Source organism: Arthrobacter sp. Y3221087, from assembly GCF_059089905.1.
In genome coordinates this window covers 455,053-475,982 of record NZ_JBNHFE010000001.1, presented here as the reverse complement: position 1 = coordinate 475,982, position 20,930 = coordinate 455,053, and the positions used below count along the sequence as shown (strand labels likewise).

Genomic DNA, 20,930 nt, shown 5'->3' with positions numbered 1-20,930 from the left:
GACGACGGCGGCGGCGCTTCCCCAGCGGTGGGGAGGCGCCGCCGCCGTATGCTGGGAGCAGACCTGTCCCCTGCCCCGAAGGATGCGCCCTGATGCTTCCCGCTGCACGTCACCAGGCCATCGTGGACGCCGTCCAGCGTGAACGGGTGGTGCGGGTTTCGGACCTTGCCCAGCAGCTTGGCGTGTCCCTCATGACCGTGCGGCGCGATATCGAGCAGCTGGAGGAGGGCGGCAAGCTGGAGCGCATCCACGGCGGGGCCAAGCTCCCGGGCGATGCCAGCACGTACGAGCCCGGCTTTGAACAGAAATCCACGCAGCTGACCGCGGAGAAGCGGGCCATCGCCGTGGAGGCCGCGGCGCTGGTGCAGGAAGGCATGGCGGTGGGCCTGAGCGCCGGTACCACCACTTGGGCGCTGGCCAAGGAACTCGCCGCTGGTCCCCGGATCACGGTGGTGACCAACTCCGTGCGGATCGCCGACCTGTTCCACCACGCGTCGTCGTCCGGATCGGCGCGCTACGCGTCCACGGTGATCCTGATCGGTGGTGAGCGCACGCCCTCGGATGCCCTGGTGGGTCCCATCGCCACCGGCGCGCTGAAACAGCTGCACCTGGACATCCTCTTCCTCGGCGTCCACGGCATGGACGCTGACGCGGGCTTCACCACGCCCAACCTTCTCGAGGCGGAGACAGACCGCGCCTTCGTGGCGGCAGCCCGCAAGACGGTTGTCCTGGCCGACCACACCAAGTGGGGCATGCTGGGCATCAGCTCCATCGCCGCCCTCGACGACGTGGATGAGGTCATCAGCGATGCGGGCCTTGGTGCCGACGCCCAACGCATAATCGGTGAAAAGACCAAGCTTCGGGTTGCACCCGCCTGGCGGGAACCGTGACAGGTGCGGAGCATGCACAGCACCCCGTCACCTAAGGATAGATTGGCACCCATGACCGAACCTTCCTCCGCCACCGATATCGGCCGCGGCACCATCCTGGTAATCAACGGCCCCAACCTGAACCTGCTGGGCACCCGTGAGCCGGAAAAGTACGGCACCTCCACCCTTTCCGACGTGGAGGACCTGGCCGCGGCGGCCGCGAAGGCCCACGGCTTTGTGGCGGAGTGCGTCCAGTCCAACCATGAAGGCGTTCTACTGGACACCATCCACGCCGCCCGCGAAAACGCCGCCGGCATCGTCATCAATGCCGGCGCCTTCACGCACACGTCCGTGGCGCTTCGCGACGCCCTCGCCGCCGTACAGCTTCCCGCCGTCGAGGTGCACATCACCAACGTTCACCAGCGCGAGGAATTCCGGCACCACTCCTACCTGTCCCCCGTGTGCTCGGCAGTGATTGTCGGAGCAGGCGTTACCGGGTACCGGCTGGCCATCGACTACCTGGCCGAGGTCCTCTAGACGGACAGCTCCGGCGGACCGTCACTTCTGGATGCACTGGCCCGACGACACAGTTGCCGTCAGCGCGGGGGCCTGCGCGGCCACCGGGTTGAGGTCGTCCATGGTGATGGCGAAACCCATGTCCGTATCCGACGTTGCCTTGGCGAAGATCACGCCGGCCACCGCACCGTCGGTAGTGAGCAGCGGTCCACCGGAGTTGCCCGGCTGCACGTCGCCCGCCAGCCGGTAGATCTCCTCAGGCGTGGGGTTGCTACCGTAGATATCCGGAACCAGCACCGTGGTGATGTCCTGCACCGTGGCCGGCTTGGACTGGAACGGGCCGCCGTGCGGGTACCCAGCGAACGCGGCCGGGCTGCCGCCAGGGAGATCCGCACTCAGGGGCAGCGGCTGCGCGGGCAGATCCTCCACGGCCAGCACGGCGATGTCATGCTTGGTGTCGAAGTAGACAACCCGCCCCGGCATCGCGCCGCCGTCGGACATTTCCACCACGGGCTGCGACACTCCCGCCACCACATGCGCGTTGGTGACCACCCGGTCCTCGGAGACTACGAAGCCCGTGCCGGTCTGGTTTTGGCCGCATTCGTAGGCGGTCCCGGCGATCCGGAGGACGGATTCTGCCGCCCGGTTGAGGGCAGGCGTGTCAGTGCTGGCGTTGGGCACCGGCACGGCGGGGCCCTGTTCCAGCCCCTCGATGAGGGTGGGGATCCCGTTCCCGATCACCGCGGAGCGGAGCTCAGCCATGGTGGCCTTGACGGGCGTGGGGGTCAGACCGTCGATGAAGCGGATGACCTTGGACTCGGCCAGCTGCTGGGACACCAGCGGGACACCCAGCGAACTGATGCTGAACGCCAGCATGGACATGACCAGCGCCGACACCACGACATTCACGGCGCCGCCCACAACCCGGTCCACCGCACGCAGCGGCCGGATCCGCACGGCACCCCGGATCTGCCGTCCCACCATAGTTCCCAGACCGTGTCCCAGGACCACAAGGACGACGGCGGCCGCCACAATGGCGGTGAGCCGCCAGCCGGAGTCCTCAACAAAGCCGCTGACCAGGGGAACGGCGAAGAATGCGGCCACCGCACCGGCGGCGAAACCGGCGATGCCGCCTGCCGTGACGAGGAAGCCGTTGCGCAGGCCGTAGACCAGGTAGGACAGCAGCGCCAGGATCAGGATCAGGTCCAGGACAGTCAAGCCGACCACGAGGGGCTCCTTATTAACAGTTGAAACCTCATTCTAATGGCGCTCCCTGACAATCTTCCGGGGTCGCCTGCGGAGTCAGTGAGCCCGTCATCACGGCGGATCGGGTGCCAAGTTCGTCACAGAACCTTGAAAATTCTGAAACAATGGCAAAAGCGCCACAGCCGATACTTTTACTCAGGAGATTTTATGGACATCGAGGTACTGCGCCGAGCACCACTTTTCGCCACGCTTGACGACGACGCATTCCGGCTGCTGACGGACGAGCTCACCGAGGTGGACCTCTCCCGCGGTGCCTCGGTCTTCCGTGAAGGCGACCAGGGTGACCAGCTCTACTTCATCGTCTCCGGCAAGGTAAAGCTCGGCCGCACCTCCCCCGACGGCCGCGAATCCCTCCTCGCGATCCTGGGCCCGGGCGAACTGTTCGGCGAAATGGCCCTGTTCGACCCCTCCCCGCGCACCGCCACGGCCACCGCCGTCTCCGAAACGCGGCTGGCAGGCCTGAAGAACGAGAGCCTGAACAACCTCCTGCGCACCCGCCCCGAGGTTTCGGCCCAGCTGCTGCAGGCCCTGGCCCGCCGCCTGCGCCGCACCAACGACTCCCTCTCCGACCTCGTCTTCTCGGATGTTCCGGGCCGCGTTGCCAAGGCCCTGCTGGACCTGGCCGACCGCTTTGGCCGCCCGGCCACCGACGGCGTCCTGGTCGCCCACGAACTCACGCAGGAAGAGCTGGCCCAGCTGGTGGGCGCCTCCCGCGAAACCGTCAACAAGGCCCTCGCCGAATTCGTCCAGCGCGGCTGGCTCCGGCTGGAAGCCCGCGCCGTCGTCATCCTGGATATGCAGCGCCTCCGCCAGCGCTCCCGCTAGGCAAAAGCCAAGCAAAAGGCCGCCCCACGGGGCGGCCTTTTCGCTGCGCCCTGACTGCGCACACTCCATCCCGGCCGGAACTACGGGCGGTAAAATGGAAGCCAGAGGTGCATGGCAATGTCCGTGGCTATGTTTGTCCTGTTGATCCTGCTGGGCGTGGCCGCCGTGGCCGCCATTGCCGGAACGATAGTCCTCGTCATCCGCGACGGCCGGGGCGAAATTCCGCCGGAACCCTCCATCCGGCCTTGGACAGCCGGGACGCTGCCCAGCCGCCCCTATTCCACGCTGCCCAGGATCTAGCGTTCCGCGGCACTCAGCGTTCGCGCTGGGGATCGCCGGGCATGGTCTTCGCCGCTTCCACTTCGAGCAGCATCCTGCCGTCCTCCACCACCAGCGTGGGCTGGTACACGTGGGCCTTGCGCTTGTAGCTGAGGTAGGCGATGCAGCCGTTGGCCGTGGCCATCTTCTCGAGCATGATCTCGGACCCCGGCACCATCAGTTCGCCGAGGGTGCGGCCCACCGTGTTTTCCTGGCCCACCTCTTCCCCGAGGATGGTGCTGTTCCGTTCCTCGATGACTTTGGCGGCGTTCACCCACCGGCCCCAGACTCCCTTGCCTTCCAGCAGCGTCGGCTCCTGGCCAAGCGGCACCGTGGCGGCGAAGTAGCGGGTGTCGAACCTGCGGTGGGCGAAGTCGGGGCTGCGCCAGTTGACGAGGGATTTCAGCAGGTCGGTCCGGAGCGAGAGCCCGCGCTTCTCCAGGACCTGCGCGAGCGTCTTTTCCTGCTCGGCCACCGCAAGCCTGGCGCGCATCCACTCCGGGGTGGAGGTGGCTTCGACGGTGCCCGCATTGTCCGGGCCGGCCAGCAGCACGCCCGTCTCCTCGAAGAGTTCGCGGATGGCGCCTACCACGTGCCGTCGTGCAAGCCCGACGTCGTCCGTCCCCATCTGCTCGGCCCAATACTGCGGTGACGGGCCCAGCCAGCCGATCGGATCGTCGTCGGCGGCGTCCAGGGAACCGCCGGGGAACGCAAGGACCCCCAGCGGCGAGGAACCTGGCCGGTAGGCCAGCCAGGTTTCCAGGCCGGTGGGGGAATCCCGCAGCAGGACCACGGAGGAGGCAAAGCGCGCGGCGCGCGGGGTGCGTTCGCCGTGTTCGAGCCAGCTCTGCGCTGCCCCTTCAAGATCCTGGGGAAGTGCAAAAAGGCGTCGGGCGAGCTGTGGCAAGGGAAGCGACCGGTCCTAGCTGAATTCGGCGATCAGTTCGACTTCAACCGGCGAGTCGAGCGGCAGGACGGCAACGCCGACGGCGGAACGGGCGTGCTGGCCGGCGTCACCGAGGACGCGGCCCAGCAATTCCGACGCGCCATTGATGACAGCCGGCTGCCCGGTGAAGGACGGGTCCGAGGAGACGAAGCCCACAACTTTAACAATGCGGGTGATCCGGTCCAGGTCGCCGATCACGCTCTTGACCGCGGCCAGTGCGTTCACGGCGCATACGGCGGCGTAGCGCTGGGCGTCCTCGGGGGACACTGTGGGCTCGTCCGCGGCACCCTCGGCGCCTGCCGACACCTTGCCGGTAGCTTCGAGTTTGCCGTTAATAAAGGGCAGCTGCCCGGAGGTGTAGACGTGGTTGCCGGAGATGATGGCCGGGACGTAGGCGGCCACGGGGGCAGCCACCTGGGGAAGGGTCAATCCGAGTTCTGCGAGGCGCTGCTCGACGGCGGAAACGGGCTGTGTAGCCGCGCCGGAACGGGCTTCTGCGGGGGTGCTCATGCTACTGCTTCTCCCTCTTCAGGTAGGCAACGAGGCCGTTGCCGTCGGGGCCGGGGACAACCTGGACGAGCTCCCAGCCGTCCTCTCCCCACTGGTCCAGGATCTGCTTTGTGGCGTGGATAATGAGCGGAATCGTCGCGTACTCCCATTTGGTCATGAGAGAAAGACTAGTCGTTGCCGGTAAAGTGGAAAACATGGCGACTCGTAAGAACCCCTTATTCGATACTGCCACCACCCTCGGAAAGATCCTAGTTTTCCTTGGCGTGAGTGCGATTTGCGGTGTCCTGGTAGCTGGCCTGCTGGTCCCCGCGGCCGCAGTTTCGGGCAGTGCTGCAAGCGGTTCCATCGAGTTCTTCGACACACTTCCGGCGGAGCTCAAGGTTGACCCGCCGAACCAGACCACGAGGATCCTGGCGGCGGACGGCAGCGAGATTGCCAACGTTTACACGGAGAACCGCACCAAGGTCGCCCTGGACCAGATCTCACCGTTCGTGAAGGAAGCTGTCATCGCCGTCGAGGACAGCCGTTTTTATGATCACGGCGGCGTGGACACCACCGGCATCCTCCGGGCGCTGGTCAGCACCGCGCGCGGCAACCGCCAGGGTGCCTCCACCATCACGCAGCAGTACGTGAACAACGTCCTGAACGCCAACCTCGCGGCCGAGGGCAACGAGGACCAGATCAAGCTCAACGGCGTGAACAAGGGCGTGGGCGACAAGCTCCGCGAAATGAAGCTCGCCATCGCCCTGGAAAAGGAATTCAGCAAGGAGCAGATCCTTGAGGGCTACCTGAACATCGTGTTCTTCAACCGGGACGCCTACGGCATCGAGGCTGCTTCCAGGTTCTTCTTCAGCACCTCCGCCAAGGACCTCACGCTCCCCCAGGCCGCACTGCTGGCCGGGCTCGTGAACAGCCCGTCCGCGTTCGATCCCATCAACAACCCGGAGAGCTCCAAGCAGCGCCGCGACCTGGTGCTGGGACTCATGCTGGACCAGGGCAGGATCACGCAGGCCGATTACGACGCCGCGGTGGCCACTCCCGTGGAAACCAAAGTGACCCCCGCCCGCCAGGGCTGCGCTTACGCTTCCACGGCACCGTACTTCTGTGACTACGTCCTGCACCTGCTGGAGAACAATCCTGCCTACGGCGCGGACCCCAAGGAGCGCCAGCGCCTCATCTACGGCGGCGGCCTGACCATCACCACCACCCTGGACCCGGCTGCCCAGGCCGCGGCCCAGGAGCAGGTCAACGCCTCCGCCGGCGCCAACCCGGACAAGTGGGGTGCTGCCATGGTTTCCGTGCAGCCCAACTCCGGCAAGATCATTTCGATGGCGCAGAACACCACCTTCCTGCCTGCCGAGGGCTCTTTCGACTCGCAGGTGAACTTCAACGTGGACAAGCTGGACAAGGACGGCAACGACCTCAACGGCCTGGGCGGCGCACAGCCCGGCTCCACCATGAAGCCCTTCACGTTCGCCGAATGGCTCAACGAGGGCAAGTCCATGAACACCGTGGTGAATTCGGCCCAGCGCGTCTACCCCCTGAGCTTCCCCTGGCGCCACACCTGCGGCAAGGTGACCGGCGGTTACAGCACCGCGCAGAAGAACCAGGGCCTCGGCACGGCTGATGACCTGCAGAACGCCGAGCCGCAGTGGTACCGCCCGCTGTCCGTCCTTGAGGGCCTCTACAACTCCATCAACACCGTGACCTTCGCCTCGGCGGCCCAGCTGGACTTCTGCGGGATCCAGAAGATCGTGGACGCCACCGGCCTCCACGGCGGCCTGCCCGCTGAGGGGGACCCGAACCCGAAGATCAACATGTCCCTCCTGGGCAACCTGCTGGGCTCCACGCAGACCTCCCCGCTGACCATGGCCAGCGCCTTCGCCACCTTCGCGAACGACGGCAAGTTCTGCGAGGCCATCGCCATCACCTCCGTCACTGACGCAACGGGCAAGCAGCTGCCGGCACAGTCCACCAGCTGCCGGGACGCCGTCAAGCCTGAGGTTGCGCGCGGCGTGAACTACGCGCTCCAGGAAGTCCTCAACCGTGGTTCCGGCTCACTGATCCAGCCCCGGATCTCCACCCGGACCAACTTCCCCATCGGCGCCAAGACCGGTACGTCAAACATGAATGAATCGACGTGGGTTGTTGGCCACACCACCGGCCTGGCCACCGCGGCCTGGTTTGGTGATCCGCTGGGCGCCCAGAACCGGCCGGGCCAGAACATCACCGTAAACGGGAAGTTCTACAAGGGCATCGACGGTTACATGATCGCCGGCCCGATGTTCTCCAACTTCATGTCCCGCATCGCTCCCGCCTATGGCACGGAGCCGTTCCCGGCACCGCCCGGCAACCTGCTCAACGGTTCCAACCGCAACACCACGCCCGCCACCACCGCCCCCCAAGCGAGCCAGGCGCCGGCCCCGGCACCGGCACCCGCCCAGCAGCCCACCCAACAGCCCGCGCCCCAGCCGACCGGCAACGGAAACGGGAACGGCGATGACAACGACAACGGCAACGGAAACGGCTAGCCGTGGCCCTGAATGCGCTGGCCGGCCGCGTCCGTACCATCGGGCGCGGCTTTGCCGTCACCGCGGGAGCCGGGGCGGCTGCCGGACTGGCCGCCGCCGGGTACGGGCTGTGGGAAAAGAACCAGTTCGTGCTGCGTGAAGAGACGCTGGAGATCCTGCCTCCAGGCCGGGACCCGTTCCGCATCCTCCACCTCAGCGATATCCACTTTGTCCCCGGGCAGCGGAAGAAGGCAGCCTGGTTGGAGTCCCTGGCCGGACTCCAGCCAGACCTGGTGGTGAACACCGGCGACAACCTGAGTCACGCCAAGGCGGTGGACCCACTCCTTGCCGCCCTGCGCCCGCTGCTTGAGTTTCCCGGCGTTTTCGTCCCCGGCTCCAACGACTACTTCGCTCCCAGCCCTAAAAACCCGGCCTCCTATCTGCTGGGGCCGTCAAAGGTCAAGCCCAAGACCTTCCCCTTGGACTGGCCGCGGCTGCGGTCGGGCTTCGGGATGGCCGGCTGGATCGACCTGACCAACCGCCACCAGTCAGTGGTCCTTAATGGCATGCGCTTCGATTTCTCCGGCGTGGACGATCCGCACCTGAACCGCGAACGCTATGCGGGCTGGCCCAAGGGAACCATCAACCAGGATGCCAACGACCACCTCAAGATCGCCGTGATCCATGCCCCTTACCAGCGCGTGCTTGACCACTTCACCGATAGCGGCGCGGACCTCCTGCTCGCCGGCCACACCCACGGCGGCCAGCTCTGCATCCCCGGCTACGGGGCGCTGGTGTCCAACTGCGACCTCCCCACCTGGCGTGCGAAGGGCCTGAATGACTGGTCCAGCAATGGAAGCACGACGCCTGTCAACGTCTCGGGCGGCATCGGCACCTCCCGCTTCTCCCCGGTCCGGATCGCCTGCAAACCTGAGGCAGTCCTGCTGACGCTTACCTCCCCTGCCTGAGCCGCACCAGCCGCAAGCCATCACGGACTGCAATAAGTAAGCAAGCGTACCGACCGGGCTGTAAACCCTGTGAATCGTCCAAGGCCATGGCATAGGGTAGTTGCTAAGGGAAACTACCTTCGATTCAGAGCTTGAGAAGCGGGCATGGCCGAGCAAACTCCATTTTTTCGATCCATCAGCCGTCTCTATCCCCATGTCCGCCCCATCATTCCCCGGCTGCTGCTGGGCCTTCTCTGCGCCCTCCTTGCCAGTGTGGTTGCCCTGGCCATTCCGCAGGTCCTGAGGGTCCTCATCAACGAATCCCTGAAGCCAGGCGGCGCCACGCAAGCGGTCTGGACTTCCGCCGGCCTCATCCTGGTCCTCGGCGTGGCGGAAGCAGGCCTGGTGGCGCTCCGCCGCCAATTCGTCATCAACCCGGCCACCACGGTGGAAACCCGGATGCGGGTGTCCCTGTATGGCCATCTGCAGGATCTCACCGTGTCCTTCCACGACCGCTGGGGCTCAGGCCAGCTGCTGTCCCGGGCCATGACGGACCTGAACTTCCTGCGCCGGTGGATGGCCTTCGGCGCCATCATGCTGGTGGTCACCACCCTGACCGTCATCATCGGCATTGCCACCATGTTCGCCATGAGCTGGCAGCTGGCGCTGATCTTCCTGGCGGCCGCGGCGCCCATCATGGCCTACAGCTTCCGGTTCCGGACACGCTTCAGCAAAGTTGCCCGCCGCAGCCAAGACCAGGCCGGTGACCTCGCCACCACGGTGGAGGAATCGGTTCACGGCATCCGCGTGCTGAAGGCCTTCGGCCGGAGCCGCGAAGCACTGGAAAGCTTCAACGAGCAGGCCGAGGAGCTCCGCCAGACCGAGATCCAGAAGGCCCGGCACCAGGCAACCTTCACCATGGTGGTCACGCTCCTGCCGGAGCTCGCCCTCGGCGCCGGGCTGGTGGTGGGCGTGATGCTCTGCGCCACCGGCCAGCTGGACATCGGTGCGCTGGTGGCATTCTTCGCAACCGCAGCCGTCATCGCCTCCCCCGTGGAGTTCTCGGGCATGCTGCTGGCCATGGCACTCACGGCCAAGACCGCCGTCGACCGCCATTACGAGGTGATGGACACGGAGAACACCCTCACCAGTCCACCCGAACCGTGCATGCCGGAGAGGCTGGACGGTGCGCTGGGCTTCAACAACGCGTCCTTCGCTTTCGACGACGCTCCGGACAAGCCCATCCTCAAGGACATCGACCTCGAGGTCCGGCCCGGCGAAACCATGGCCCTGGTGGGCATCACGGGCAGCGGCAAGAGCGCCCTGATCCAACTGGTGCCCAGGCTGTATGACGTCACCGCCGGCGCCATCACCATCGACGGCGTGGACCTGCGCGCGTTCGACGTCGCGGAACTCCGTCGCATTGTGGGCGTGGCCTTCGAGGACACCACCCTGTTCTCCAGCTCCGTCAGGGACAACGTGCTGCTGGGCGCCCGGGAGCGGACCGACCACGTCCTCGAGGAAGCACTGGATGTGGCACAGGCGCACTTCGCCTACTCCCTCCCGGAGGGCGTGGACACCCTGATCGGCGAGGAGGGCCTCAGCCTCTCCGGCGGCCAGCGGCAGCGGATAGCACTGGCCCGTGCCATTGCAGCGCGGCCGCGCATCCTGGTCTTGGATGATCCCCTGTCCGCCTTGGATGTGCACACCGAGGAACTGGTGGAGACGCGCCTTCGGGAGGTCCTCAAGGACACCACAACACTGATCGTGGCCCACCGGCCGTCCACCGTGGCGCTCGCTGACCGCGTGGCGCTGCTGGAGGAAGGCCGCATCACCGCCGTCGGAACCCATACGGAACTGCTCGCAGGCAACCACCACTACCGGTATGTCATCGCCAGCCTGGACCAGGAACCCCGGGATCTGGACTCGGAGCTCTCGGACCTCGAGGACCATGCAGAGGAAGCCATCCGATGAGCACCGCCACGTTCGGCACCGCCAATGAGGACAACGCCCACCTGAGCAAGAGTGACAGCAGGGCGGTACGTCGCCGGTCGCTCGCCTTGCTGCGGTCCCTGATCCGTCCGGTGCGGGTACGGTTCTGGCTGACTATCGCCACTGTGGTCCTTTCGCAGGCGGCCCGAGTGGCGGGCCCGGCACTCATCGCGTTCGGCATCGACCACGCCCTGCCCGCGCTGCGCGCCGGGGACAACCTTCCCCTGGTGCTCACCGGCGTCGTGTATCTCCTGGCTGCCATCGCGACGGCGGGACTCACCGCCCTGTACGTCACCTCCACGGCGAAGCTCAGCCAGTCGATGCTGCTGGACCTGCGCGTCAGGGTCTTCCGGCACACGCAGCGGCTGAGCCTGGAATTCCACGAGAAGTACACCTCCGGACGGATCATCGCCCGGCAGACCTCCGACCTTGAGGCCCTCCGCGAACTCCTCGATTCCGGGGTGAGCTCGCTGGCCTCGGGCCTGCTGTTCATGGTGTTCACCGCCGTCACCGTTTTCGCCCTGGACTGGCGCAGCGGCCTGCTGGTGCTGGCCGCAGGCGTGCCCATGTTCTTCCTGGCCCGCTGGTACCAGAAGCACTCGCAGATCGCGTTCCGGCAGTCCCGGGTGGTGTCCGCCCGGCTGATCGTGCACTTCGTGGAAACCATGACCGGCATCCGCGCCGTCAAGGCGTTCCGGAAGGAACGGGAGAACGCCGAACAGTACGGGCAGCTCGCCGAGGACTACCGGCAGGCCACCGTCCGCTCCATCAACCTCAACGGCATTTTCCAGCCCGGGCTGGTGCTGATCGGCAACGTCTGCGTGGCCGTCGTGCTGCTCTTCGGCGGCTTCCGGGTCCTCGGCGGCGACCTTGCCGTGGGCGTGCTGCTGGCCCTGATCCTGTCCACCAAGCGCTTCTTCCAGCCGGTGGACCAGATGGCCATGTTCTACAACTCGTTCCAGAGCGCCCAGGCTGCCCTCGAGAAAGTCTCGGGACTGCTCGAAGAGGTGCCCACGGTCCGGCCGCCCCGGAATCCCGTGGCGCTTAAGGACGCCGCCGGCGAGATCGACTTCAGGGACGTGGAGTTCCGGTACGGCGACGGCCCTGTCATTGTTCCGACGATGAACCTGCATATTCCTGCCGGGCAGACCGTCGCCCTGGTGGGCCAGACCGGGGCCGGGAAGTCCACCCTGGCCAAGCTGATTGCCCGCTTCTACGACGTCACGTCCGGCTCGCTGACCCTCGACGGCGTGGATCTGCGGAACCTCAGCACCACTGACCTGCGGCGGAACATCGTGATGGTCACCCAGGAGGCCTTCCTCTTCAGCGGCTCCGTGGCGGACAACATTGCCCTGGGCCGGCCGGAGGCCTCCCGGGCGGAGATCGAGGAAGCGGCCAAGGCGGTGGGCGCCCACGGCTTCATCATGGCCCTGCCGGAGGGCTACGACACCGATGTTAACAAGCGCGGCGGGCGCGTGTCCTCCGGGCAGCGGCAGCTCATCAGCTTCGCCAGGGCCTTCCTGGCAAAGCCGGCCGTGCTGATCCTGGATGAGGCCACCTCGTCACTGGACATCCCCTCCGAGCGGCTGGTGCAGAACGGGCTGGCCCGGCTGCTCACCGGCACCGGATCCGCGGGAAGGACTGCCCTGATCATCGCCCACCGTCTGTCCACTGTCGAGACGGCGGACCGAGTCCTGGTGGTGCACGACGGCCGCGTCGTGGAGGATGGCAGCCCCACCGAGCTGATCCGCGGCGGGGGCAGGTTCGCCGAACTTCACGGAGCCTGGAAGGACTCACTGGTCTAGCCCCGGGTACCGGGGTCCGGATTTCACATCGAGGCCGGGCATCAGCTATCCTTGTAAAGTTGCTTTTGCAGCGGATCGGGATGTAGCGCAGCTTGGTAGCGCGCTTCGTTCGGGACGAAGAGGTCGCAGGTTCAAATCCTGTCATCCCGACCAAAGAGAAAAAAGAGGGTCTTCTGAGAAGGCCCTCTTTTTTGTTTCGTTACCTAGCGCAATATTCCCGGTATGCAAGTCAAAAGGGCCTTACGCGGATCCATCACCAAACCTTTACACCTGGACCAAAAGAAAAGCCCCGGAGCAGGGCTCCGGGGCTTTTCCTCGCCTCCTTGGTGAGGAGGTTCCTACATGGGGTTGGGCCAGTTTCCTGTGTACGTGGTGTACGAGGTGTCGCTGGTCTCAGTGCTGGTGTCGGTGCTCTTGTCCTTCTTCTTGTCCTTGGTGGACATGGGGTTCGGCCAGTTGCCGGTGGCAACAGCATTACCGGAATTATCCGCCAGAGAACCCGCAGACAGTACGGCCGGAGCCGCGGCAGAGAATGCTAGGGCGCCAGCCAGGACCGTGGCCGTGACCAATTTCTTGAACATGTTGGTTCCTCAATACGAGTCGGATTCGTTACAAAGTCAGCACTGCCCTTGTTGACATACATTGTAAAATGTTTTCCACAGGCGCTGTCAAGCGCTATTTCTGAGCTGTCCGGAACAAGGAGGAAGTCCCGTGGGCAACGGATTCGGGGAGAAGCTCCGGGCGGAGCGCTTGGAGCGAGGCCTCACGCAGGCCGAACTGGGTAAGGACCTGTACTCCCCCAGCTACATTTCACTGCTCGAAACCGGCCGCAGGGAGCCCACCGCGGAGGTCATTGAGGAACTGGCCCGCCGGCTTGAGCTGGCTCCCAAGGCGTTGGAGGCGTGGAGCCAGCCGATCTCCGCCAGCGACGCCGAATACGTCCTTGCCGGCCTCTACGCCAGGCAGGCCTGGGACCTTCGGGACTATGCCCTGGCAGCCAGCCACGCCGCCACGGCCGCGCAGCTCGCGCTCGAAGGCCGGAACACGAGCGCCTGGTGGAACATGACGTACATGCAGGCCGAGTGCCTGATGAGGCAAGACGACCTCACGGAGTGCCAGCGGATCGTGGAAAGGCTCATCGAGCACCCTATGGCCCGGGAATCGGTAGGGCTGGGCGTCCGTGCCCACCAGATGCTCGCGGCAGTCCTGCAGCGCCGCGGGCAGTTGCCGGCTGCCGTGGAGGAGGCAATGGAAGCGGTCAGGCTGTCCGAGCAGCTGCCGAAGAGTTCCACCATCATCACCGGCGCCCTGCGGGTCCTGATCGGGGCACTGGCGGAGAGCGGCCGGCTTGAAGAGGCGTGGAAGTACTGCCAGAAGCTGCACGAGCAGGTGGATGAAGAGGCCATGACGCAGCTTGCCGGCGAAGTGGCGTGGGTCATCGGCAACGTGGCGTTCATGCGCCACGACTACGTGGAAGGCGTCCGGCACCATGAGCGGGCGGCAAAACTGCTGTCCCCCGCCAATGACATCGAGATGTGGGCCCGCTTCAACAAGGCATCCGCCGCCGTCAGGCTGCAGGCCGGCATTGTTGAGCCGGAAACCCTCTCATCCATCGAACGCGCGGAGCTTGCCTTCTCGATCGTCAGCGGGACCAAGAGTGATGCGCTGGAGGTCGCCTTCATCCGCGCCCGGTGGCTGTACCTCACCGGAGACATCGTTGCCGCCGTCGAAAAACTCCGCGAGATCCATGCCGACCGCGCTGCCCTGGCCAAGCACACCGCGGGCGAGGTTTCGCTTCTGCTCGGCAAGTCCCTTAAGGCTGCCGGCGAACCCGACGAAGCCCTGGTGCACCTCGAAGAGGCGCAAAAGGCCTTCAGCGCCGCGGGCGCCGGGGACCGCGTCCAGCAGGCGCTGGACGCGATCCTGGAAATCCGGCTGGCACAAAAGCGCGCCGGATCAACCCCCAAACCCGCCAAGCAGGCCGGTTAGCCAGGCCGTCCGCCGGAGCAGCCGGGGCTCCGGTCAGACGAAGGTTTTGCCGGTGATTTTCTCGTAGGCCTCGACGTAACGGCTGCGGGTGCGTTCAACAACCTCGGCCGGAAGCGCCGGCGGAGGCGTGTCCGAGGACTTGTCCCATCCGGATTCGGCAGATGTCAGCCAGTCCCGGACGTACTGCTTGTCGTAGGACGGCTGAGCCTGCCCCGGCTTGTAGGTGGCGGCATCCCAGAACCGGGAGGAATCCGGTGTCAGCACCTCGTCGCCCAGGGTGATGGACCCGGAGACGGCGTCGTACCCGAACTCCACCTTGGTATCGGCGAGGATGATGCCCCGTTCGCGCGCGATGCGCTCCGCCGTCGTGTAGATCTTCAGGGTCAGTTCGCTGAGCCGGCCCGCGATGTCATCACCCACGAGGGCCACAACGGCGTCATACGTGATGTTCTCGTCATGCTCGCCCACTTCGGCCTTGGCCGAGGGCGTGAAGATGGCATGCTCCAGCCTGGAACCGTCCACCAGCCCCTCCGGCAGCGGGATGCCGCAGACGGTGCCGGACGCCCGGTATTCCTGCAGCCCGGACCCGGTGAGGTAGCCGCGCGCGATGCATTCCACCGGGAACATGTCCAGCTTCTTGCAGATCATGGCGCGGCCCTCGACCTCTGCGGGCACGCCGCCCTCAACCGTCGAGGCCAGCACGTGGTGCTCCACGCCCAGCTGGTCGAACCACCACAGGCTCAGCTGGGTGAGGATGCGGCCCTTGTCCGGAATCTCGCTGGACAGCACATGGTCGTAGGCGCTGATGCGGTCGCTGGCAACCACCAGCACGCATTCCTGGCCCACCTGCTGGACGATGGACTCGTCAGCGGGCTCGTACAGGTCCCTCACCTTGCCGGAGTAGACGTGCTTCCAGCCCGGGAGGTCCAGGGTGCTGGTGTTGAAGCCGCGCGGTGCGGGGGTGTCCGTCATGTCAGGCCTTCGCTTTCGTCACGGGCAGGGAACCGGTGGCTCCGTACGGAACCGTGATTTCCCCGCGGGCTGCTTTCCCTGCAATGTCAGTGCGGTACTGCGAGCCTTCCAGCTGCACCAGCTCCACGCCGTCGTAAGCCCGTTCGCGCGCCTCCACCAGGTCGCTGCCCAGTGCGACGACGGCGAGCACCCGGCCGCCGGCGGAAATGACCTTGCCCTGGTCGTCAAGGGCGGTTCCGGCATGGATGACGTGCACGCCCTCCAACTCCTCCACCTTCTTCAGCCCCCGGATACGGTCGCCGGTGCGCGGCGTGTCCGGATAGTTTTCCGAGGCCACGACGACGGCGACGGCGGTTTCCTTCGCCCAGCGCAGCTCCTCCGCCTTGTCCAGTTCGCCCTTCGCGGCCGCCAGGAGCAGGGAACCGAGCGGCGTCTTCAGGCGGGCGAGGACGGCCTGGGTCTCCGGGTCGCCGAAGCGGACGTTGAACTCGATGACGCGGGTGCCGCGTGACGTCAGGGCGAGTCCCACGAACAGGACGCCCACGAAGGGGGTGCCGCGGCGGGCCATCTCGTTGACCGTGGGCTGGGCAACCCGCTCAAGGACTTCCTCCACCAGGCCGTCCGGAGCCCATTCCAGGGGCGTGTATGCTCCCATGCCGCCGGTGTTGGGGCCTTCGTCGTTGTCGAAAATGCGCTTGAAGTCCTGGGCCGGAGAGAGCGCCACGGTGTTGTGGCCGTCGCAGAGCACGAAAAGGGAGACCTCGGGCCCGTCCAGGAACTCCTCGATGACCACCGAACCGCCGGCGTCGAAGCAGGACTGCGCGTGGGCGAGGGCCTCGTCGCGGTTCCTGGTGACCACCACGCCCTTGCCGGCGGCAAGCCCGTCATCCTTGACCACGTAAGGGGCGCCGAAGGTATCAAGCGCCGAGGCCGCTTCCTCAGCATTGGAGGCCACCATGGCCATGGCTGTTGGAACACCGGCTTCAGCCATGACCTCTTTGGCGAACGCCTTGGAGGCCTCCAGCTGTGCAGCCGCCTTGCTGGGCCCGAACACGGGAATCCCGGCGTCGCGCACGGCGTCCGAAACGCCCGCGGCGAGCGGGGCCTCGGGGCCAACCACCACCAGGTCAACTGCCAGCTTGGTTGCGAGCGCCGCCACGGCGTCGGGATCGTTGCCGTTGACGTTGTACGTGGGGACCAGCTTGCTGATGCCTGCGTTGCCGGGCGCTGCGTGGACCTCGGACACGTTGGGGTCTGCGAGCAGGGAGCGGACAATGGCGTGTTCGCGGCCTCCGGGGCCGATGACGAGTACCTTCACAGTCACCAAGGGTACTTTGTGCACCCTGCCCGCTCCTAAGCTGTGACCGCTTCCGGATCCCGCGACAAGTCCGCCGCCTGTGCCGCTCCGAACAACTGCCATGACGAAGCTTCGGAACTGGCTCAAAGGCCCACCCGCACTGTCTGCGCTGGCAGGGGTGGCGGCGGCCGCCGTCGTCCTTGCCGTTGCGGAGCTGGCTGGCGCATTCTTCACCGCCCGGGCAGCACCGCTGCTCGCCCTGGGCTCAACATTCATCGACTTCACGCCGGCCTGGCTCAAGGATTTCGCCATTGCCACGTTCGGCACCAACGACAAGGCCGCCCTGTTTGTGGGCATGGGGCTGACCATCGCCGCGCTCGCGTGCGTCCTGGGCGTGCTGGCCTACCGGCGGTGGGCCCTGGGCGTCCTGGGCGTCCTGTTCATGGGCGCGGTGATTGTGGCCAGCGTGGTGACCCGCGCCGGCGTCGAACCGGTGGATGCGGTGCCCAGCGTGCTCGGAACGCTCGCTGGCCTGGTGGTGCTGCGGCGGCTGCTGGCCCCGCTGCATGGCATGAAACAGTGGCCGGAGGCACCGGCCGATGCTGCCCCAGGCAATCCGGCAACCAGCCGCCGCCGGTTCTTCGCTGCGGCGGGCATTACCGCGGCGGCCGCCGGAATCGCCGCAACGGGAGGACGCCTTCTCGGTGCCGCCCGCAGCAACATCGCCAAGGCCCGGGAGGCCCTCCAGCTGCCGTCCCCGGCCAAAGCCGCGCCCCCCGTTCCCGCCGGCGTACAGTCCGGCGTGGCCGGCGTGGCGCCCTGGGTGACCCCCAACGACGAGTTCTACCGCATCGATACCGCCCTTAGCGTGCCGGAGATAAACGCCGAGGAATGGGAGCTCCGCGTCCACGGACTGGTGGAGGAGGAGGTCCGCCTCACCTTCCAGGATCTGCTCGACGCCGACCTGATCGAGTCCCACGTGACCCTCACCTGCGTGTCCAATCCGGTGGGCGGCAACCTGGCGGGCAATGCAAAGTGGCTGGGCCTGCCCATTCGGGAGGTGCTGCGCCGGGCCCGGCCAAAGGACGGCGCCGACATGGTGCTTTCCACCTCCATCGACGGCTTCAGCGCTTCCACCCCGCTGGAGGTCCTGCAGGATGACCGTGACGCCATGTTGGCCATCGGGATGAATGATGAGCCGCTGCCGCTGGAGCACGGCTACCCGGTGCGGATGGTGGTTCCGGGGCTGTACGGCTTCGTGTCCGCCACCAAATGGGTGGTTGACCTGGAAGTGACCCGCTTCGCGGACAGCAAGGCGTACTGGACCGAGCGTGGCTGGTCCGAGCGCGGCCCCATCAAGACGATGGCACGCGTGGACGTGCCGAAATCGTTCGCCAAGGTTCCGGCCGGAAAGGTCGCGGTGGGCGGCACGGCCTGGGCGCAGACCCGCGGCATCACCAAGGTGGAGATCCAGATCGACAATGCGGACTGGGTGGAGGCTGAGCTGTCCACCGAGGCATCACTGGTGACCTGGCGCCAATGGTCCTACGAGTGGGATGCCGCGCCGGGCGCCCACTACATCAAGGTCCGGGCCACGGACGGCACCGGCGAGGTGCAGACGGACCAGCGGGCCGACCCCGTGCCCGACGGTGCGTCCGGCTGGCAGTCCGTGATGGTCACGGTGGAGTAGCACCTTCTGCGATATTCCTGCGGGCGGCCCCTAGACTGGCACCATGCCGCACAATCCGCACGCCACGTTCACCGTGGACTCCGCCGTCGAACTGGCCGTGATCGAGCGCAGCGGTTTCGTGGAGTCGCGGCACATCGGCTCAGCAGTCCTCCTGTCCGCCGACGGATCGGTGGTCACCGAGCTTGGCGACATCCACACGCCCATCTACGCCAGGTCCGCCCTGAAGCCGTTCCAAGCGCTGGCGGCCATGCAGTCCGGCGTCCCGCTGCGCGGAGCCCAGGTGGCGATTGCCTGCGGCAGCCACACCGGATCGCTGGACCACATGGACGTGGTGGCCGGAATGCTGAAGGCTGCAGGTGTCCGGGAGGACCAGCTCCAGTGCCCGGAGGCGTGGCCACAGGACGAGACGGCCAGGAACTGGCTGGTCCGCTCGGAAAAGGGCAAGTCGCGGCTGGCGTACAACTGTTCCGGCAAACATGCGGCCTTCCTCTGGGCCTGCACTGAAAACGGCTGGGACACCCACAGCTACCTCGAGCCCAACCATCCGCTGCAGCAGCGGGTCCGCACCGTGATCGAGGAATACACGGGCGAGAAGATCGCCCACCTGGGCATCGACGGCTGCGGCGCCCCGGTGGCGGCAGTTTCCCTGACGGGCGTGGCCCGGGGCTACTCGCAGCTGGCCAAGGCTCCAGGCGACCAGGCATACAGCGCCCGCGCAGCCACCATTGCAACCTCCATGCTGGATTACCCGTGGGCAGTCCAGGGCGTGGGTGAGGCCAACACGATGGTGATGGACGAGCTGGGAATCATTGCCAAGATCGGGGCGGAAGGGGTCCTGGCCATGGCCACCGCGCAGGGCGTGTCCGTGGCGGTCAAGATCCTGGACGGCAACGTCAGGGCCACCTCGCTGGTGGCCCTGACGCTCCTTGCCGCGGCCGGCGCCGTCGACATTCCGGGCGTCGCCAGTGTCCTGGAACGGGTGGTGGAACCGGTTCTCGGCGGCGGACGGCCGGTGGGCAGGATCCGGCTCGGACCCGCCGTATCAGCGCTGCTGGACTGACCCCTCCGCTTCCTGCCGTGCCAGTGCGGCCTGGTACGGCCGGCCCAGGGCACGGTATTCCCAGCCGCAGGCACGGTACCGGCCTGCATCAAGGGCGTGCCGGCCGTCAACCATCCGGCGGTGCCGGACCAGGCTGCCCAGGTAGTCCGGTTCGGCGGACCGGAACTCGTCCCACTCCGTCAGGAGCGCCACCACGTCGGCGTCCCCGACGGCGGAGGCCAGTGAAGCCGCGTAGTTCAGGTCCGGATACAGCCGGTGTGCATTGGCATTTGCCTCAGGGTCGTACACCGTGACCAACGCCCCTTCCAGGTAGAGCATCCGGGCTACGTCCAGGGCGGGTGCGTCGCGGACGTCGTCGGAGTTCGGTTTGAAGGCGGCACCCAGCGCAGCCACCCGGACCCCGGCCAGGTTTCCCCCTGCAAGTTCCCGTACCAGGTCCACGGTGCGGACGCGACGTCGGTTGTTGATCGAGTCCACTTCGCCCAGGAAGCTGACAGCCTGACCCACCCCCAGCTGTTCGGCCCGGTGCTTGAAGGCGCGGATGTCCTTGGGCAGGCAACCGCCGCCGAAGCCGAGCCCGGGCTTGAGGAACCTGCCGCCGATCCGGTCGTCCAGGCTGAGGGCTTGGGCCAGCATGCTGACGTCCGCGGAGGTTGCCTCGCAGACTTCGGCCATGGCGTTGATGAAGGAGATTTTGGTGGCCAGGAAGGAGTTTGCTGCCACCTTAACGAGTTCCGCCGTCGGCATGTCCGCCACGATCAGCGGGGTGCCTGCCGCCAGCAGCGGTTCGAAGGCCTGCCGCAGGATGGATTCAGACCATTCCGATGCCACCCCGAACACCAGCCGGTCCGGGTGCAGGGTGTCCTGCACGGCGAACCCCTCACGCAGGAACTCCGGATTCCACGCCACCTCCAGCTCCGGCCCCAGGGGCGAGATGTCCGCAACCATCCCCGCGAGCCGGGCGGCTGTACCAATGGGCACCGTGGATTTCCCCACCAGCAGGGCCTTGCGGTTGATCCGCGCCGCGAGGCCGGCAAAGGCGGCGTCCACATAGGTCAGGTCCGCGGCCGACGAGTTGGGCGCCTGGGGTGTTCCCACACAGATGAAGTGCACGTCGCCGAACTGCGCCACCTCGTCCAGGTCGGTGGTGAACATCAGCCGCCCGGATGCCAGCGCCTCGTCCAGCTTCTCCGGAAGCCCGGGTTCATAGAAGGGGACTTCGCCGGCGGACAGTTGCGCGATCTTGCGCTGGTCAACATCGAATCCCAGGACGTCAAAGCCCATGACCGCCATACAGATGGCGTGCGTGGCACCGAGGTAGCCGGTCCCGACCACCGTGATTTTGGGCGCACTGAAGGAAGGAAGGGTGTTCATTGGTTTCTCGATTCCGTCTCGGAGGGAGGAGCGGGTGTTGCGCC

19 protein-coding genes and 1 tRNA gene are annotated in these 20,930 nt (G+C 66.4%); 12 read left to right on the top strand and 8 right to left on the bottom strand.

From position 1 onward, the window contains the following. Window positions 1-92: 92 nt before the first annotated feature. Window positions 93-890, top strand: a complete 798-nt coding sequence (locus AC5RUO_RS02215; RefSeq protein ID WP_494102694.1) for a DeoR/GlpR family DNA-binding transcription regulator — start codon at window positions 93-95, stop codon at window positions 888-890. 51 nt (window positions 891-941) lie between these two features. Next, entirely contained in the window at window positions 942-1,406 is a 465-nt protein-coding gene (aroQ, locus tag AC5RUO_RS02210; protein WP_494102693.1) for a type II 3-dehydroquinate dehydratase, read from the top strand. 21 nt (window positions 1,407-1,427) lie between these two features. On the opposite strand, the gene AC5RUO_RS02205 is transcribed toward aroQ, so the two are convergent. Continuing rightward, entirely contained in the window at window positions 1,428-2,612 is a 1,185-nt protein-coding gene (locus tag AC5RUO_RS02205; RefSeq protein ID WP_494102692.1) for a MarP family serine protease, read from the bottom strand. 186 nt (window positions 2,613-2,798) lie between these two features. On the opposite strand from AC5RUO_RS02205, the gene AC5RUO_RS02200 reads away from it, so the two are divergent. Together AC5RUO_RS02200 and AC5RUO_RS02195 are read left to right on the top strand one after the other, a co-directional pair. Beyond that, entirely contained in the window at window positions 2,799-3,476 is a 678-nt protein-coding gene (locus AC5RUO_RS02200; RefSeq protein WP_009359192.1) for a Crp/Fnr family transcriptional regulator, read from the top strand. Window positions 3,477-3,587: 111 nt separating this feature from the next. After that, on the top strand, window positions 3,588-3,776 hold the full coding sequence (locus tag AC5RUO_RS02195; protein WP_494051710.1) for a hypothetical protein: 189 nt from the start codon (window positions 3,588-3,590) through the stop codon (window positions 3,774-3,776). Window positions 3,777-3,789: 13 nt separating this feature from the next. On the opposite strand, the gene AC5RUO_RS02190 is transcribed toward AC5RUO_RS02195, so the two are convergent. The 3 genes from AC5RUO_RS02190 to sp36 are packed head-to-tail and all read right to left on the bottom strand — an operon-like array spanning window position 3,790 to window position 5,407. Further along, the gene (locus AC5RUO_RS02190) at window positions 3,790-4,701 is read right to left on the bottom strand and encodes an NUDIX hydrolase (RefSeq protein ID WP_494009940.1); all 912 of its coding nucleotides are present in this window, start codon (window positions 4,699-4,701) and stop codon (window positions 3,790-3,792) included. 15 nt (window positions 4,702-4,716) lie between these two features. Further along, entirely contained in the window at window positions 4,717-5,250 is a 534-nt protein-coding gene (locus AC5RUO_RS02185; RefSeq protein ID WP_494009939.1) for a RidA family protein, read from the bottom strand. Between the two features lies 1 nt (window position 5,251). Then, window positions 5,252-5,407 (bottom strand): Sp36 family protein, encoded by a 156-nt coding sequence (sp36, locus tag AC5RUO_RS02180; protein WP_009359196.1) that lies wholly within the window; start codon window positions 5,405-5,407, stop codon window positions 5,252-5,254. Between the two features lie 37 nt (window positions 5,408-5,444). Here sp36 and AC5RUO_RS02175 point away from each other — a divergent pair, with 37 nt between their 5' ends. The 5 genes from AC5RUO_RS02175 (at window position 5,445) to AC5RUO_RS02155 (ending at window position 12,657) form a co-directional block, all read left to right on the top strand. Further along, window positions 5,445-7,781: a transglycosylase domain-containing protein gene (locus AC5RUO_RS02175; protein WP_494102691.1), complete on the top strand. Its 2,337-nt coding sequence runs from the start codon at window positions 5,445-5,447 to the stop codon at window positions 7,779-7,781. A 2-nt stretch (window positions 7,782-7,783) separates the two neighbouring features. Next, window positions 7,784-8,728, top strand: a complete 945-nt coding sequence (locus AC5RUO_RS02170) for a metallophosphoesterase (RefSeq protein ID WP_494102690.1) — start codon at window positions 7,784-7,786, stop codon at window positions 8,726-8,728. A 144-nt stretch (window positions 8,729-8,872) separates the two neighbouring features. Further along, on the top strand, window positions 8,873-10,681 hold the full coding sequence (locus AC5RUO_RS02165; RefSeq protein WP_494102689.1) for an ABC transporter ATP-binding protein: 1,809 nt from the start codon (window positions 8,873-8,875) through the stop codon (window positions 10,679-10,681). Then, window positions 10,678-12,504 carry an ABC transporter ATP-binding protein gene (locus AC5RUO_RS02160; protein ID WP_494102688.1) on the top strand — a complete coding sequence of 609 codons (1,827 nt, stop codon included), beginning with the start codon at window positions 10,678-10,680 and terminating at the stop codon, window positions 12,502-12,504. The genes AC5RUO_RS02165 and AC5RUO_RS02160 overlap by 4 nt, the downstream gene beginning before the upstream one ends. 76 nt (window positions 12,505-12,580) lie before the next feature. Next, window positions 12,581-12,657: transfer RNA gene (locus AC5RUO_RS02155), tRNA-Pro, on the top strand. A gap of 185 nt (window positions 12,658-12,842) precedes the next feature. On the opposite strand, the gene AC5RUO_RS02150 is transcribed toward AC5RUO_RS02155, so the two are convergent. Then, a complete protein-coding gene (locus AC5RUO_RS02150) occupies window positions 12,843-13,085 on the bottom strand; it encodes a hypothetical protein (RefSeq protein ID WP_494102687.1) in 243 nt (80 codons plus the stop codon). 130 nt (window positions 13,086-13,215) lie between these two features. Between AC5RUO_RS02150 and AC5RUO_RS02145 the strand changes: the two genes are divergently transcribed. After that, entirely contained in the window at window positions 13,216-14,493 is a 1,278-nt protein-coding gene (locus AC5RUO_RS02145; RefSeq protein WP_494102686.1) for a helix-turn-helix domain-containing protein, read from the top strand. 33 nt (window positions 14,494-14,526) lie between these two features. Here AC5RUO_RS02145 and AC5RUO_RS02140 read toward each other — a convergent pair whose 3' ends face one another. Beyond that, complete coding sequence (locus AC5RUO_RS02140; RefSeq protein WP_494102685.1) at window positions 14,527-15,465, bottom strand: phosphoribosylaminoimidazolesuccinocarboxamide synthase; 939 nt, start codon at window positions 15,463-15,465, stop codon at window positions 14,527-14,529. A 1-nt stretch (window position 15,466) separates the two neighbouring features. Next, window positions 15,467-16,783, bottom strand: a complete 1,317-nt coding sequence (gene purD / locus AC5RUO_RS02135) for a phosphoribosylamine--glycine ligase (protein WP_494103362.1) — start codon at window positions 16,781-16,783, stop codon at window positions 15,467-15,469. A gap of 100 nt (window positions 16,784-16,883) precedes the next feature. Here purD and AC5RUO_RS02130 point away from each other — a divergent pair, with 100 nt between their 5' ends. Together AC5RUO_RS02130 and AC5RUO_RS02125 are read left to right on the top strand one after the other, a co-directional pair. After that, the gene (locus AC5RUO_RS02130; RefSeq protein WP_494102684.1) at window positions 16,884-18,452 is read left to right on the top strand and encodes a molybdopterin-dependent oxidoreductase; all 1,569 of its coding nucleotides are present in this window, start codon (window positions 16,884-16,886) and stop codon (window positions 18,450-18,452) included. 43 nt (window positions 18,453-18,495) lie between these two features. Continuing rightward, a complete protein-coding gene (locus tag AC5RUO_RS02125) occupies window positions 18,496-19,512 on the top strand; it encodes an asparaginase (protein WP_494102683.1) in 1,017 nt (338 codons plus the stop codon). On the opposite strand, the gene AC5RUO_RS02120 is transcribed toward AC5RUO_RS02125, so the two are convergent. Beyond that, on the bottom strand, window positions 19,495-20,886 hold the full coding sequence (locus AC5RUO_RS02120; protein WP_494051720.1) for a UDP-glucose dehydrogenase family protein: 1,392 nt from the start codon (window positions 20,884-20,886) through the stop codon (window positions 19,495-19,497). The two genes, AC5RUO_RS02125 and AC5RUO_RS02120, sit on opposite strands and share 18 nt — an antisense overlap. Between the last annotated feature and the right edge of the window lie 44 nt (window positions 20,887-20,930).